Source organism: Arthrobacter glycogeni, from assembly GCF_054510815.1.
Map to the genome: position 1 here is coordinate 25,222 of NZ_JBTNDV010000004.1, position 14,538 is coordinate 39,759.

At 63.7% G+C, this 14,538-nt stretch carries 14 protein-coding genes and 1 tRNA gene; 11 read left to right on the top strand and 4 right to left on the bottom strand.

What is annotated here, in order from left to right; translation table 11 throughout:
- The first annotated feature begins 174 nt into the window (after nucleotides 1–174).
- Nucleotides 175–1,587, top strand: a complete 1,413-nt coding sequence (locus ACX80G_RS05560; protein ID WP_459306281.1) for an MFS transporter — start codon at nucleotides 175–177, stop codon at nucleotides 1,585–1,587.
- A 24-nt stretch (nucleotides 1,588–1,611) separates the two neighbouring features.
- On the opposite strand, the gene dcd is transcribed toward ACX80G_RS05560, so the two are convergent.
- The gene (gene dcd, locus ACX80G_RS05565; protein WP_459306282.1) at nucleotides 1,612–2,187 is read right to left on the bottom strand and encodes a dCTP deaminase; all 576 of its coding nucleotides are present in this window, start codon (nucleotides 2,185–2,187) and stop codon (nucleotides 1,612–1,614) included.
- A gap of 34 nt (nucleotides 2,188–2,221) precedes the next feature.
- Entirely contained in the window at nucleotides 2,222–3,076 is an 855-nt protein-coding gene (gene kynA, locus ACX80G_RS05570) for a tryptophan 2,3-dioxygenase (RefSeq protein ID WP_459306283.1), read from the bottom strand.
- Between the two features lie 120 nt (nucleotides 3,077–3,196).
- On the opposite strand from kynA, the gene ACX80G_RS05575 reads away from it, so the two are divergent.
- Together ACX80G_RS05575 and ACX80G_RS05580 are read left to right on the top strand one after the other, a co-directional pair.
- Nucleotides 3,197–3,523, top strand: coding sequence for a GYD domain-containing protein (locus ACX80G_RS05575; protein ID WP_459306284.1), 327 nt, complete (start codon nucleotides 3,197–3,199; stop codon nucleotides 3,521–3,523).
- An 89-nt stretch (nucleotides 3,524–3,612) separates the two neighbouring features.
- Nucleotides 3,613–3,686 (top strand) — tRNA-Gly (locus tag ACX80G_RS05580).
- 57 nt (nucleotides 3,687–3,743) lie between these two features.
- Here ACX80G_RS05580 and ACX80G_RS05585 read toward each other — a convergent pair.
- Together ACX80G_RS05585 and ACX80G_RS05590 are read right to left on the bottom strand one after the other, a co-directional pair.
- Nucleotides 3,744–4,082, bottom strand: a complete 339-nt coding sequence (locus ACX80G_RS05585; RefSeq protein WP_459306285.1) for a YnfA family protein — start codon at nucleotides 4,080–4,082, stop codon at nucleotides 3,744–3,746.
- 125 nt (nucleotides 4,083–4,207) lie between these two features.
- Nucleotides 4,208–5,587, bottom strand: coding sequence for an MFS transporter (locus tag ACX80G_RS05590; protein WP_459306287.1), 1,380 nt, complete (start codon nucleotides 5,585–5,587; stop codon nucleotides 4,208–4,210).
- Nucleotides 5,588–5,702: 115 nt separating this feature from the next.
- Here ACX80G_RS05590 and ACX80G_RS05595 point away from each other — a divergent pair, with 115 nt between their 5' ends.
- The 8 genes from ACX80G_RS05595 to ACX80G_RS05630 all read left to right on the top strand — a co-directional run bounded on the left by ACX80G_RS05595 (nucleotide 5,703) and on the right by ACX80G_RS05630 (nucleotide 14,529).
- The gene (locus tag ACX80G_RS05595) at nucleotides 5,703–6,563 is read left to right on the top strand and encodes a LysR substrate-binding domain-containing protein (protein ID WP_459306288.1); all 861 of its coding nucleotides are present in this window, start codon (nucleotides 5,703–5,705) and stop codon (nucleotides 6,561–6,563) included.
- 203 nt (nucleotides 6,564–6,766) lie between these two features.
- A complete protein-coding gene (gene panD / locus ACX80G_RS05600; RefSeq protein WP_459306289.1) occupies nucleotides 6,767–7,198 on the top strand; it encodes an aspartate 1-decarboxylase in 432 nt (143 codons plus the stop codon).
- Nucleotides 7,199–7,368: 170 nt separating this feature from the next.
- Nucleotides 7,369–8,688 carry an extracellular solute-binding protein gene (locus ACX80G_RS05605; protein ID WP_459306290.1) on the top strand — a complete coding sequence of 440 codons (1,320 nt, stop codon included), beginning with the start codon at nucleotides 7,369–7,371 and terminating at the stop codon, nucleotides 8,686–8,688.
- A gap of 11 nt (nucleotides 8,689–8,699) precedes the next feature.
- Nucleotides 8,700–9,656, top strand: coding sequence for a carbohydrate ABC transporter permease (locus ACX80G_RS05610; protein ID WP_459306654.1), 957 nt, complete (start codon nucleotides 8,700–8,702; stop codon nucleotides 9,654–9,656).
- Complete coding sequence (locus ACX80G_RS05615; protein ID WP_459306291.1) at nucleotides 9,653–10,501, top strand: carbohydrate ABC transporter permease; 849 nt, start codon at nucleotides 9,653–9,655, stop codon at nucleotides 10,499–10,501. Before ACX80G_RS05610 ends, ACX80G_RS05615 begins: the two co-directional genes overlap by 4 nt.
- Before the next feature lie 52 nt (nucleotides 10,502–10,553).
- Nucleotides 10,554–11,888, top strand: coding sequence for an ABC transporter ATP-binding protein (locus ACX80G_RS05620; RefSeq protein WP_459306292.1), 1,335 nt, complete (start codon nucleotides 10,554–10,556; stop codon nucleotides 11,886–11,888).
- Between the two features lie 75 nt (nucleotides 11,889–11,963).
- Nucleotides 11,964–13,514, top strand: coding sequence for a helicase HerA-like domain-containing protein (locus tag ACX80G_RS05625; RefSeq protein ID WP_459306294.1), 1,551 nt, complete (start codon nucleotides 11,964–11,966; stop codon nucleotides 13,512–13,514).
- A 31-nt stretch (nucleotides 13,515–13,545) separates the two neighbouring features.
- Nucleotides 13,546–14,529, top strand: coding sequence for a hypothetical protein (locus ACX80G_RS05630; protein ID WP_459306296.1), 984 nt, complete (start codon nucleotides 13,546–13,548; stop codon nucleotides 14,527–14,529).
- Nucleotides 14,530–14,538: the final 9 nt, after the last annotated feature.

Sequence of the window (14,538 nt, forward strand, 5' to 3'; positions counted from 1 at the left end):
GGACGGTCAAGGGCTTCCATCTATTCTACCTGCGGAATACTGGCAGGCAGGCCGCGTTACGCCGTGGGCGGCTGTCCACGGATTCGCGGAATACCAGCTGATGCCGTTACGTTTGCGCGACCGCGCGCCACTGTTCTCCTCTATTCTTTGGAGTGGCGGGATAGCATTCACCGTATGAGCGTGGATTTCCCCCAGCCTGTGCCATCACCTTTCCTCCCGACAGGCCCACCGGAGGGCCCCTCGCCCGGTGCTCCTGGCGGTGCGGGCCGGTTACTGTCCCGGCCGGTTCTTGCGTGGGCCTCATGGGATTGGGGATCGGCCGCCTTCAACGCTGTGATGACCACCTTCGTGTTCACCGTGTACCTCACCAGTGATGCGTTTGGCGGGGAGGACCAGGCGTCAGTGATACTTGGCTGGGGGCTTGCCACCGCTGGGGTGTTGATTGCTTTGCTGGCACCCGTGACGGGGCAGCGCTCGGACAACGGCGGCCGCCGCAAGCTTTGGCTCGGGGTGAACAGCCTGGTTGTGGCACTGCTGACGGGGCTGTGCTTCTTCGTCTACCCCCAGCCCGAGTTCCTGCTCCTGGGCGTCGCGCTGATCGCGCTGGCCAACGTCTTCTTCGAGTTTGCCGGCGTGAACTACAACGCGATGCTGACCCAGATTTCCACCCCGGACAGCATCGGCCGGATCAGCGGATTTGGTTGGGCGATGGGTTATGTCGGCGGCATCGTCGCCCTGGTGCTGGTGCTGGTGGCCTTCGTGGAGCCGATCTTCGCCTGGTTCGGTTCCGACACCGCTGACGGCCTGAACATCCGGTTGGTGGCAGTGTTCTCGGCGCTCTGGTTCCTCGCGTTTGCGTTGCCCGTGATGTTCGCCGTCCCGGAGGTGCCCAGGAAGGAGAAAGCAGCCCAGTTGGGGTTCCTCGCGTCCTACGGCCTGCTGTTCCGGCGGGTCAAGGCCATCTATCGCACCAGCCCCCACACCATCTTTTTTCTGCTGGCCAGCGCGATTTTCCGTGACGGACTGGCGGCCGTCTTCACCTTCGGCGGCATCATCGCGGCGGGCACCTTCGGTTTCACCCTGAGCGAGGTGATCGTCTTCGCCATCGCAGGCAACCTGATCGCCGCCATGGGAGCGATTGTCGGTGGCTTCCTGGATGACCGGGTGGGGCCGAAGCGGGTCATCATCGTCTCGCTGATCGGTCTGCTGATCGCCGGCTCCGCGGTACTGATTTTAGGGCCCAGCACCCGCGACGTCTTCGGTTTCACCTGGACCGGTGATGTGACGTTCTGGGTGTTCGGCTTGATGCTCACCCTGTTCGTCGGTCCGGCCCAGGCCTCATCCCGCGCGTACCTGGCCCGGCTGGCGCCGGCTGGGGAGGAGGGTGAACTGTTTGGCCTTTACGCGACTACCGGCCGGGCGGTCAGCTTCCTGGCCCCTGCCCTGTTTGCCACGTCAATCATCATCTTCGGTGAGCAGCGGTTCGGGATCATCGGCATTCTTGTGGTGCTGCTGGCTGGCCTACTGGTGTTACTCCCGGTCAAGCCGCCCGCCCGGGTGGCTATCGCCGTCGTACCGTCCCACTAGCGGTCGGGCCGGAAGCACCCACGCTCAGATGGCGGTGCGGTGGAAATTCTGGTGGCTGCGCGACGCCGTCGGGCCGCGCTGGCCCTGATAGCGGTTGCCGTAGGGGCCGGAGCCGTAGGGATGTTCCGACGGGGAGGTGAGCCTGAAGAAGCAGAGCTGCCCAATCTTGGATCCGGGCCACAACTTGATGGGCAGGGTGGCCATATTGGAGAGCTCGAGGGTGACGTGACCGGAGAAGCCTGGATCGATGAAGCCGGCGGTGGAGTGCGTCAGCAGGCCGAGTCGGCCGAGGGATGACTTGCCCTCCAACCGCGCGGCAATGTCGTCGGGTAGAGTCACCGTCTCGTAGGTTGAGCCGAGGACGAACTCTCCGGGGTGCAGGATAAACGGTTCGTGCGGGGAAACTTCCACCAGCCGGGTCAACTCAGGCTGATCTTCCGCCGGGTCAATGTGAGCGTACTTGTGGTTGTCGAACAACCTGAAGTAACGGTCAATCCGGACGTCCACGCTGGATGGCTGGACCATCGCCTCGTCATAGGGGTCCAGCACGATTCGCTGGCGGTCAATTTCGGTTCGGATGTCGCGGTCGGAGATCAGCACGGTTCAAAAATACCGCAGTCCTCGACGTTAGTGGTTATCGGCCGATCTCCGTGCGCACTGCGTAAAGCTCGGGGAAGAAGGTGAGCTCCAGTGCCTTCTGCAGGAACCCGACGCCGGAGGACCCGCCGGTGCCACGTTTGAAACCGATGGTGCGTTCGACAGTCTTCAGGTGCCGGAACCGCCAAAGCTGGAAGTTGTCCTCAAGGTCCACCAGCTCCTCGCAGGCCTCGTAGAGGTCCCAGTTGTCCTCTGCGTTCTCGTACACCGCCTTGTAAACCTGAACCAGCTCAGGGTTGAACACGTGGGCTGTCCGGACGTCCCGGTCCAGTAGTTCGGTGGGGACATCGTGTCCCCGGCGGGCGAGGAAGCGGATGAACTCGTCGTAGATGCTCGTCTGGTCGAGCAGCGTGGCCAGCAGCTCCCGGGCGGCCGGGTCATTGGCGAAGACCTCAAGCATGCCGGCGTTCTTGTTGCCGAGCAGAAACTCCACGGCGCGGTACTGGTAGGACTGGAATCCGCTGGCGGCGCCCAGGTCACCGCGGAACTCTGCGTATTCGGAGGGGGTGAGGGTCGCCAGGACTGACCACTGCTCGGTCAGGGAGCGCTGGATGTGCTTGATCCGGGCGATCCCCTTCATCGCCGACCGCAGGTCATCAACCTGCAGTTTGGCCCTGACGGCGCGGAGCTCGTGCAGGACGAGCTTCAGCCACAGCTCAGAGGTCTGGTGCTGGATGATGAACAGCATTTCATCGTGGTGCTCGGGGCGGCTCACCGGGTGCTGCGCCGAGAGCAGATCACCCAGCGAAAGGTACGAGCCGTAGCTCATTGTGGCGGTGAAATCCGTCTGGAGGCCCGCTTCCAGGTGCCGGGTGTTTTTCTCGACGCTCATGGTCTTAGGGTACCCACCTTCGCCGCAGCAATTCCTGGCCGATCCGGGGGTCCTTTTATGCTGGCAGATTCTAGACTGGGGCGTAGCCGGCCAGTCCGGCGCCCGAGGAAAGGGAAGGCAATGCCACTCTATCTATCGAAGTTCAGTTACACCCCTGAGACGTGGGCCCGGCTGATCGCCAACCCTGAAGACCGGGGAGCGGCGGCGCGGGCCTACATCGAGTCGGTCGGCGGGACGCTGCACGGTTTCTGGTACGCGTTCGGCACCCACGACGGGTACAGCCTGTGGGAAGCACCCGACAACGCGTCGATGGCCGCGGTGGCCCTGGCCATCACCCAGGGTGGGGCTCTGAGCGCCCATGAGACAACTGTTCTCATGAGCGTCGAGGAGACCCTGAATGCCCTGCGGGTAGCTGGAGAGGTGAAATACCGGCCGCCGGGCGCCTGACACCCAGTGTTTTCGAGAGGGCACAGGTGAGGTAGGCTGAATCTCGTTGTTTTGCCGGGATTCACGCCATGGTTGTGGCTGGTCTTCAGGCGGGCGTAGCTCAATGGTAGAGCGCTAGCTTCCCAAGCTCGATACGCGGGTTCGATTCCCGTCGCCCGCTCCACTTTTCATCCGCCGCCTTCGGGTGGCAGGAGGTCGCCTGGCGGACCTGAGCGTCGCTTCAGGCCACCGGTCGCGGCGCGAACATGATCACTGCCACACCGACCAGGCACAGAGCCGACCCCGCGAAGTCCCAGCGGTCGGGCCGGAACCCGTCGAACACCATGCCCCAGGCCAGCGACCCCGCGACGAAGATCCCGCCGTATGCGGCAAGGATCCGCCCGAAGTTGGCATCCGGCTGCAGGGTGGCAATGAACCCGTAGGCCGCGAGGGCCATCACTCCCAGACCCGCCCACCACCACGGCTGGCCCTCTCTGATGCTCTGCCACACTAACCAGGCGCCACCGATCTCGGCGACGGCGGCGAGAATGAAGAGAACCACAACGAGGACAACAGTCATACGGCATTATCGCCCACCGGCGGCAGCCCCCGGGCTTTGCGCAGCCGTGGCGAATCAAGACCTACTTCACCCGCCACACCTGCGCACATTCTTCCGCCAGGCACGCGCCGGACAAGGTGACGGGATTAGACGGCCGCGTGGCTTCGTGCGTCGGGTGACTTGGGGACGATCGCCAACAGCCGCCGTCGTTGTCTGGGGGTAGCGGTGTAGCGGAACCGCAGCGTCAGCTGACCCTTCCGTGCGAGCACGACAGCGAATACCGCCGAGGCGAGCAGGGGCACCCCTCCGGCAATCAGCACCGTGGGGTGCGCCCCGATGTTTTCGGCAAGCCAGCCGATCATTGGCCCACCAATCGCCTGCCCACCGATGAGGACCATCATGTACAGCGCCATCACCCGGCCCCGAATGGCCAGGTTAGAGGAGACCTGCACCAACTGGTTCGCCCCGGTGATGAACCAGAGGCAGCCGATGCCCGCGAAGAACATCAGGACGGCGAAAACTGTCTGGTTGGGGGCCACCGACCCGAGGGCCATAAAACCGCCGAACGCCGCTGCGCCGCCGAGCACCCCGCGCAGTCTCAGGTTGGTGCGCCGGGTGGACGCAAGAGCACCGACCAGCGACCCGGTTGCCAGCGCCGTGTTGAGAAACCCATAGCCCTGGGCGCCCGAGTCAAAAACGGTGTCGGCAAAAGCGGCCATCAGGACCGGGGTACTCATGGCGAACACCGAAACAAACGCGCCGGTGAGCATGCACCAGAAGATGGCTGGCTTACCTCTCACGTAGCGGACTCCCTCCCGGAGCTGTCCCTTGGTCCGGGTGGCCCGGACGGCAACCGACAGCTGGTCGGTCTTCAGGAGGGCGAGGGTGAGGACGGTGTAGAGGCAGGCGACGGCGTTCACCGCGAACGCCCACCCGCCGCCGATGGCTGTGATCAGCACGCCGCTGACAGCAGGACCCACCATCGCGCCGACCTGGAAGATTGATGAGTTGAGACTGATCGCGTTCCGCAGGTGAACCGGCCCCACCAGGTCATTGACAAACACCTGCCGGGCGGGTGCATCCACCACCGTCACCAGTCCCAGCACGAAGGCGATGACGTAAACGTGCCACACCTCCACCACACCGGTGAGGGCCAGAACCGCCATCACAGCCGCCATCAGGGCGGCCAGGCTCTGCGTAATCATCAGCAGAAGCCGCTTGGGATACCGGTCGGCGATGATGCCGCCCCACGGGCCGAGCAGAAGGAACGGCGCGAACTGCAGTGCCACGGTGATGCCGACGGCGGTGACCGAGCCGGAGAGCTCCAGCACCATCCAGTCCTGGGCGATGCGTTGCATCCAGACCGCAATCACCGCAATCAGGTGGGAGATCGCAAAGCTGCGGAAGTTGGGGATACGAAGCGAGATGAACGTGTCACGCCAGGCCGGACGCTGGGTGGTGATCGGCAGGGGTGCGGTAAGCGTGGGGTCTCCGGCCGGGCCGGCGGAGGGCGGTGGGGGTGCCAAGGTGTCTTCCTGTGCAGAGGGTGGGAACCTTCTCCACGCTACGCACCACCGATTCATAATGAAAGCGTATGGTGGCTATAACTCGTATTCGAAAACGTAATGAGTGGTGAAACTTATGTACGACCCCGTTCAGTTGAAGACCTTCCTCGCCGTCGCTGAGACGCTGAGTTTCACCGGCGCCGCGGGCCGACTGAACCTGAGCCAGCCCACGGTTAGTCAGCACATCAGGAAGCTGGAAGAGGCGGCCGGGCGGCTCCTGATCTCGCGCGACACCCGCGGCGTGAGTCTGACCGACAATGGGGATGCCATGGCCGGCTTCGCGCGGACCATCCTCGCAGCGCAGGAGCAGGCGCTGGTCTACTTCTCCGGCTCGGCGATGCGCGGCAGGCTCCGGTTCGGCGTCGCCGATGACCTGGCCATCACTCAGCTGCCACGCATCCTCCGCCATTTCCGTCAGCTCTATCCGCAGATCAATCTCGAACTCACCGTGACCCAGAGCCCGCTCCTGCTCCGCCGGTTGCGTGCGGGCCAACTGGACCTGATCTTCATCAAGTACATGAGCGGCACCGGGGAGGGAACCCTGGTGCAAAGTGATCAACTGGTCTGGGCCGGGCACGGAAAAACCACCCTCGAGGACGGCGCGCCGGTCCCGCTGATCGTCTACCAGTCCCCCAGCCTCACCCGCCAAATGGCCATCGATGCCCTCGAAAAGGCCGGCCGGACCTGGCGCATTACCTGCAACACCCGGGAGATTAACGGTGTCCTCGCGGCCGCCCGCGCCGGGATCGGCCTCGCCGTGTTCCCGCAGTCCCTGATCCCCGAGGACCTGGTGCAGGTCAGCAACCGCTTTAATCTGCCGCCGGTGGGCGCCGTCGACTTCACCCTCCTCAGCAATCCTCTCGCCAATCAGGAACTCGTGGCGGCATTGACCTCGGCGATCATGGGACGCGCCCTCCGGAAGGCGTCCGACGCCTGACCACCGTCGGATTCGGCGCGGGTGTGCAAGTTTGCTCAGGTTCTCGCTGTCCACCCGTGTGTCCCGGCCCGCCACCCCGGTGAACGACGACGTCCGGTGCACTATCCGGGCAAACCTGCACACCGACGTCGGGAAACCCGCCCGGTGAGCGTGGGCAACAGCACATAGCGGGGCGCTCCGGGACGGCGGTAGACTGGATGCTGATGAATCGCACAATGTTCAAGTCCAAAATTCACCGCGCCACGGTAACCCACGCAGACCTGCACTACGTGGGTTCTGTCACCGTGGACCTCGACCTGCTTGAGGCCGCCGACATTCTGCCCGGTGAGATGGTCTCGATTGTGGATGTCACCAACGGGGCCCGGTTGGAGACCTACACGATTGCCGGCGAGCGCGGTTCCGGAGTGCTGGGCATCAACGGACCGGCAGCCCACCTGGTCCACCGCGGCGACACGGTCATCCTGATCACCTACGCGCAACTGACCGACGCCGAGGCGCACCACTTCCTGCCGACCGTGGTCCACGTCGACGGGCGGAACCGCATCGTCGACCTTGGCACCGACCCCGCAGAGAGCGTCGTCGAAGGCCTTGAGCGGCCCCCGCACGCCCTGAATAATTCAACTCTTTCCCAGTAACAATTTACTTTTCGCTTTGCCTCCGTCGATCGGCCTCGCCCGGATTGCAATCGGATATTCTGGCGGATTTCCAGCTCAGGGCATAGGGTCTCAAAGATAAGGTTGCTTTGGTTCGTCTGCTGTATCTAGGGCGACCGGGCTTTCTACAATGAGGTGGAGGCACAGTGGGAATGCCCAAAAGGCGAAGGAAACTCGATCCAGTCCGGAGCCGGCCAAAGTCCGCGGCTGTGGCAACCCTGGTCACGGGGACCATGCTGTTGACCGGTTGCGGCCCGGCGGAAAGCGAAACGACGCTCACCTGGTACATCAACCCCGACGCCGGTGGACAGGCTGCGATTGCTGCCAGCTGCACCGAAGAGGCCGACGGCGCCTACCGGATTGAGACGTCGCTCCTGCCGACCGATGCAGCAGCACAGCGCGAGCAGCTGGCGCGGAGGCTCGCTGCCGGCGACACGTCGATGGACATCATGAGCATTGACCCGCCGTTCATCCCCGAACTTGCGGAGCCGGGCTTCCTCGCACCCATTCCCGAAGACTCGGTAGACGTGTTCTCCGAAGACGTTCTCGAAGGCGCCCTTGCCGGCGCCACCTGGAAAGACGAACTGGTGACAGTGCCTTTCTGGGCGAACACCCAGATACTTTGGTACCGCGAATCGGTGGCTGAGGCTGCAGGGCTGGACATGTCCCAGCCGGTGACGTGGGACCAGCTGATCGACGCGGCCACCGAACAGGACAAACTGCTCGGCGTGCAGGGCTCCCCCGCCGAGTCGATGACCGTGTGGATCAACGCCCTCGTGGCATCCGCCGGCGGCCAGATCCTCGAGAACCCCGAGGCTCCGGCCGACGAGCTCGAACTGGGACTGGTGTCCGACGCCGGCCGCGAGGCGGCCCGGATCATCGGCACCATCGGCGCTGAGGGACTCGGCGGTCCGGGTCTGCCGACTTCCACGGAGAACACGTCCCTCACCCTGTTCCAGGGCGATGAGGGCTCCTTCATGGTCAACTACCCGTTCGTCTGGCCCGCCACCCTGGGCGCCGTCGAGGCGGGATCCCTTGACCAGTCGGTAGTCGACGACATCGGGTGGGCGCTGTTCCCAGCGGTCACCGAGGGCGAGGACACCGCGCCACCCCTGGGCGGAATTAACCTCGGCGTCGGAGCGGCCAGCGACAGCCCGGAGCTGGCCTACGAGGCGATCGAGTGCATCGTCAAGCCGGAGAACCAGACCGAGTACTTCATCACCAACGGCAACCCGCCATCCAACTCGGAGGCCTACGACGATCCCACGATCGAGGAAGATTTCCCGATGGCCACCACCATCAGGGATTCCCTTGAACTCGCGGCCCCCCGGCCCCAGACACCGTTCTACAACGAAATCTCCACCGGACTGCAGCAGGAATGGTCACCACCCAACGAGGTGGACTCTGACCGGACCCCGGAGCAGTCCCAGGAGTTCATCACCGCAGTGCTCAGAGGGGAGAGGCTACTGTGAGTAGCTCAACGATCAACAAGCCCGACGCCGCCAACAAGCGAACCGGTAAGTCGCCGAAGAAGCAGTACAGCGACCGGGTCAAAGCCGAACGGCGGATGGGCTGGTACCTCGCCGGTCCAGCCTTCGTCGTGATGCTGCTGGTGACCCTATACCCGATTCTGCAGGCGTTCTTCGAATCCCTCTTCGCGTTCCGGCTCACCGCCCCCGACGAGCGGGAGTTCATCTGGTTCGCGAACTACATTACGATCCTCTCCGACGGCGTGTGGTGGCAGGGCCTTCTGGTAACAGTTCTTATCACGGTGATAACCGTCGCCGTCGAGTTGGTTCTCGGCTTTGCCCTCGCCCTGGTCATGAGCAAGGCCCTGAAATCGCTGAAAGGCATCCTCCGGACCGCGATCCTGGTGCCCTACGGCATTATCACCGTGGTGTCGGCGTACGCCTGGTTCTACGCCTTCGACATCAATTCCGGCTACGTAAACGCCTGGTTTGACTGGGTGCCGGGCATCGATTCGGACCTGAACTGGTTCGCCCAGACCGGCACCTCGCTGTTCGTGATCATGGCGTCCGAGATCTGGAAGACCACCCCCTTCATCTCGCTGCTGCTCCTCGCCGGCCTGGCGCAGGTACCCGATGAGCTCACCGAGGCAGCCAAGGTCGACGGCGCCACCTGGTGGGAGCAGATGCGTAAAGTGGTGATCCCCAACATGAAGGCAGCGATCATGGTCGCCGTCCTCTTCAGGGCACTGGACGCCTTCCGAATCTTCGACAACGTGTTCATCATGACCAACGGTGAGAACAACACGGAAGTGCTCTCGCTTCTTGCCTACCGGACGTCGATCAGCCGCCTCGAGATAGGTCTCGGCTCGGCGGTGTCTGTCCTGCTGTTCCTCTGCGTCATCCTGATCAGTTTCGCTGCCATCAAGATCTTCAAAGTGGATCTTGCCGGCACGAGAGGAGAAAAGAAATGAAGAACTCTTCCCGGCGCGAAAAGATCTGGTGGGCGGTTATCTCGGTCCTGGTACTGATCTACGCCCTCTTCCCGGTGGCCTCCATCTTGGCCACCTCGTTCAAGTCCCCCAGCGATCTCACCAACGGAAGCTTCCTGCCGTCGTCGGGAGCCGCCACCATCTCCAACTACGAGCAGATTCTGGTCGGCGACGCACAGGAACTGTTCCTGACATCCCTGCGCAACTCCATCGGCATCTCGCTCATCGCAACGGCGATCGCCGTCATCCTGGCCACCCTGTGCGCCTACGCGATTGCACGACTGGATTTCCCCGGCAAGAAACTGGTCCTCACCACCGCCCTGGCGGTCTCCATCTTCCCGGTGATCTCGATCGTCACTCCCCTCTTCAACCTGTGGCGCAACATCGGGCTGTATGACACCTGGCTGGGCCTGATCATCCCCTACCTGTCCCTGACCCTACCGATCTCCATCTGGACGCTGGCAGCGTTTTTCCGCCAGATCCCATGGGAACTGGAGCAGGCGGCGCAGGTGGACGGCGCCACCACCTGGCAGGCCTTCCGCAAAGCCATCGTCCCGTTGGCCGCCCCGGGTGTCTTCACGACGGCGATTATCGCGTTCTTCATCGCGTGGAACGACTTCGTCTACGGCATTTCGCTGACGTCCACCGAAGCCGCGCGGCCGGTTCCGGCAGCACTGGCGTTCTTCACCGGTGCTTCGCAGTTCGAGTCACCCACCGGCGCCATTTCGGCTGCGGCGATCATCGTCACCATCCCGATCGTCCTGTTGGTCCTGCTGTTCCAACGCCAAATCGTTTCAGGCCTGACCTCCGGCGCCGTAAAGGGCTAACGGCTCAGTCCCCGCCGCTCGCGCCAGTTACATAGAAAAGGATCACCAGAAAATGGCTTCAATTACTCTCAACAACCTGGTCAAGAAATACGGCGACGGGTTCCCCGCCGTCAATGACATCAGCATCGATATTGCCGACGGCGAATTTATCATCCTGGTTGGCCCGTCGGGCTGCGGCAAATCGACTCTCCTCCGCATGATCGTGGGGCTTGAGGACATCACGGACGGCGAGCTCCTGATCGACGGCAAGCGCGTCAACGACAAGGCACCCCGCGACCGTAACCTGGCCATGGTGTTTCAGAACTATGCGCTGTACCCCCACCTGACCGTGTACGAGAACATCGCGTTCCCGCTGCGCCTCGCCAAGGGCAAGCACACCGAGGATCAGGTGAACGAGCTGGTCACCGAGGCGGCCGCCACCCTGGAGCTCACCGACCACCTGCAGCGCAAACCGGCCAACCTCTCCGGCGGTCAACGGCAGCGAGTGGCGATGGGCCGGGCCATTGTGCGCCAGGCTGACGCGTTCCTCTTCGACGAGCCACTGTCCAACCTGGACGCCAAGCTGCGCGGCCAGATGCGCTCCGAGATTTCACAGATGCAGCGCCGGCTCGGGGTGACCAGCGTGTATGTCACCCACGACCAGACCGAAGCCATGACTCTGGGCGACCGGGTTGCCGTGCTGAAGAAGGGGGAACTGCAGCAGATCGCCTCCCCCCGGGAGCTCTACGAACAGCCGGTGAACCTCTTCGTGGCAGGATTCATCGGCTCACCGTCGATGAACTTCCTTCCCGCCACCATCGAGGGAGGCAAGCTGAAGACGGTCCTCGGCGAGCTCGACATCCCCGCCGAGAAGGCAGCGAAGGCCGAAGGTAAAAAGGTGGTTCTGGTAGGGGTGCGGCCCGAGTTCTTTGAGGACGCCAAGCTCGTCGAAGAATCCAAGCGACCCCACGGCTCGGTCTTCTCGGCCACCCTCACCCACACCGAGTGGCTTGGTAACGAGCAGTACGGCTACATTAACTTCGACCCGGACCCCGAGGTGCGTGAGCTGCTGAACAACCTGGCCCGCGACATGGACGCCGATGAGCTCCGCCCCCAGATTGTGGTGACCCTCGACGCCGCCAGCCGGATCCGCGGTGGCCGTGAAGCGGACATCTGGCTGGACACCCGCAAACTACACCTGTTTGATCCTGAGTCCGGGGAGAACCTGACACGCGACGCCGAGGCCGGCGCAGCCCTCACCGCAGAAGCCGGGGAGGAGCGTGCCGAGGAGATCGCCACCGCCCAGGAAGCAGACCGAGCCAACGGTCACGGGTCGGGTAACCGGCAGGGTAACGTCACCGACGACGCCGGCCAGCAAGGTGGCGGCAAGCACGCGGCCGCCAGCTGACCCACCATTCATCGGTGACCTGCGTCGTCGGGGTCCCAACGCCAGAGGAAGTGACAGCTATGCACGCTGTGAACCATGACAGTCGCTGACGGCTCAGCGCAGGTTGCCGAGATTGTCGAGGGCTACACTTTCGCCGGGGCATCGATTCATCTCGGTGCTGCACTGGTGGACGGGGAAGTCCATCCTGAGGCGCCGGTGCGGCTGCCGCTGGCGATGATGAACCGTCACGGTCTGGTGGCCGGCGCCACGGGAACCGGGAAGACCATCACGTTGCAGGTGATGGCTGAGCAGCTGTGCGCTCAGGGTGTTCCCGTGTTTCTGGCCGATATCAAGGGCGATTTGACCGGTCTGTCCACCCCCGGCAACGGCACCGAGAAGTTGCTGTCCCGGACCCGGAGCGTGGGCCAGCAATGGGCCGCGAGGAGTTTCCCCGTCGAATACTTCTCCCTGGGCGGCAACGGGGTGGGAATTCCGGTGCGTGCCACCATCTCGGCGTTCGGCCCGCTGCTGCTCTCCCGGGTGATGGACCTGAATGAGACCCAGGAATCGAGTCTGGCCCTGGTCTTCCACTACGCGGATCAGGCGGGTCTTGAACTGTTCAATCTCGCCGACCTGCGGGCGGTCATTTCCTTCCTGACCTCCGACGAGGGTAAACCCGCCCTCAAGGATCTCGGTGGACTGTCCAAGGCCACCGCCGGGGTCATCCTGCGGGAGCTGATCACCCTCCAGACCCAGGGTATGGAGGTGTTTTTTGGGGAGCCTGAATTCGACACCGCCGATCTGCTCTGTCTCGCAGCTGACGGCCGGGGAATGATCAGCTGCCTGGAACTGCCCACCATGCTGCAGTCACCCCAACTGTTCTCCACGTTCCTGATGTGGCTGCTCGCCGACTTGTTCGCTGACCTGCCCGAAGTTGGCGACCAGGACAAGCCGAAGCTGGTCTTCTTCCTTGACGAAGCACATCTGCTCTTCAACGGCGCCTCCAAAGAGTTCCTGCAATCGATTCAGACGACGGTGCGCCTCATCCGGTCGAAGGGAATCGGCATCTTTTTTGTGACCCAGACTCCCCGGGACGTCCCCGCTGAGGTGCTGGGTCAGTTGGCCAACCGCGTCCAGCACGCGTTGAGAGTCTTCACCCCGGACGACGCTAAGGCCCTCAAAGCCACTGTGTCAACGTTTCCGACCAGCAGTTATGACCTGTCGAAGGTGCTCACCTCCGCTGGGACGGGTGAAGCGGTGGTGACCGTCATGAACGACCAGGGCGCACCCACTCCCGTGGCGTGGGCCAGGATGAGATCGCCCGAATCGACCATGGGAGCCTCAACACCAGGAGTTGTTGAACGTATCGTCAGTCTCTCCCCGCTCAGCGAACGCTACGGGTCCGCCGTCGATAACCACTCGGCATTCGAGAAACTCGCCGCCGGTACGCCGCGCGAACAGCCAGCGGCGCCACCCACCACAGCCCCGGCCCCGCCCGGCCGATCACCGAGCCGGACGGCTCCCGAGGAGCGCGAGCAGGGCGGTGACCTGATGGACCTTGCGGTGAAGGCCGCCGGGTCGATCGGGGCCGAGCTGGCCCGCGGACTGTTCGGCACCCAGCGGAGGCGTAGTCGTCGTCGTTGGTAACCGTCAACCGCTCAACGGGTAACGTAATAACGTGCAAACGTCCTCGGTGATCAAAGTCCTCGCAGCCTGGCTGCTGGGGCTGATGGTCGTGGTTGCCGGTGCGATCACCACCGTGGTGCTGGTCAACGCCCACCTTTTCAGCCCCGAGGAACAGGTCCACGACTACCTCGAGGCGCTCTCCGACGGCGACGGCGAACGCGCCCTGGGCCTGCTCAACGGCTCGGTCCCGGCAGCCAATGCGGCGATGATTGACGGCGCGCCCCTGCAGCAGTCCATGTCAGCCGTGGAGAACGTCACGGTCAGCGAACCTGTTGAGGTCGGTGATGGTCGGGTGGACATCGCCATCACCTACACGGTCCGCGGCACCGAACACACCTCCACATTCCTGCTCGAACGCGCTGGCACCGAGTGGCTGTTCTTCAACACCTGGGAGTTTGTGCCCTCGGTGCTGCCCACGCTCGAGCTCTCGGTGATCAATCAGGCGGAGGCCACCCTCAACGGCACCCGGGTCGGCATGCCCGAGGGCAGGAACCGGTTCGCGGTGTTCTATCCCGGCGATTTCGAAGCTCACTACACCAGCGAGTACTTTGCGGCTCCCGCCCAGACGGTGGCCGTCACCGACCGGATGGCCACCGGAAAGCGGATCGCCCTGGCCACCGCGGCGACCGATGCCCTGGTGGAGACCGTTAACGGTCAGGTCCGGCGCTTCCTTGATGAGTGCGCGGCGCAGAAGGTGTTCCAGCCGGCCAACTGCCCGTTCAATTTCCAGACCGAGAACAGGGTGGCCGGGGACATCCGGTGGTCCATCACCGAGTACCCGGCCGTCGCCATTGAACCGTTCAACGGCGACTGGGTGATGGCGCCCCTGTCGGGCACCGCCGAGCTGTCCACGTCGCTCCAGGACCTGTTCACCGGCACCATCGAAGCGGTGACGGTCCCCCGGGAGTTCGGCTTCACCGCACGACTGTCAGTGAGCGACGACAAGATCGCCGTCACCCCGGTGGTCCAGTACTAGCGGGCCAGG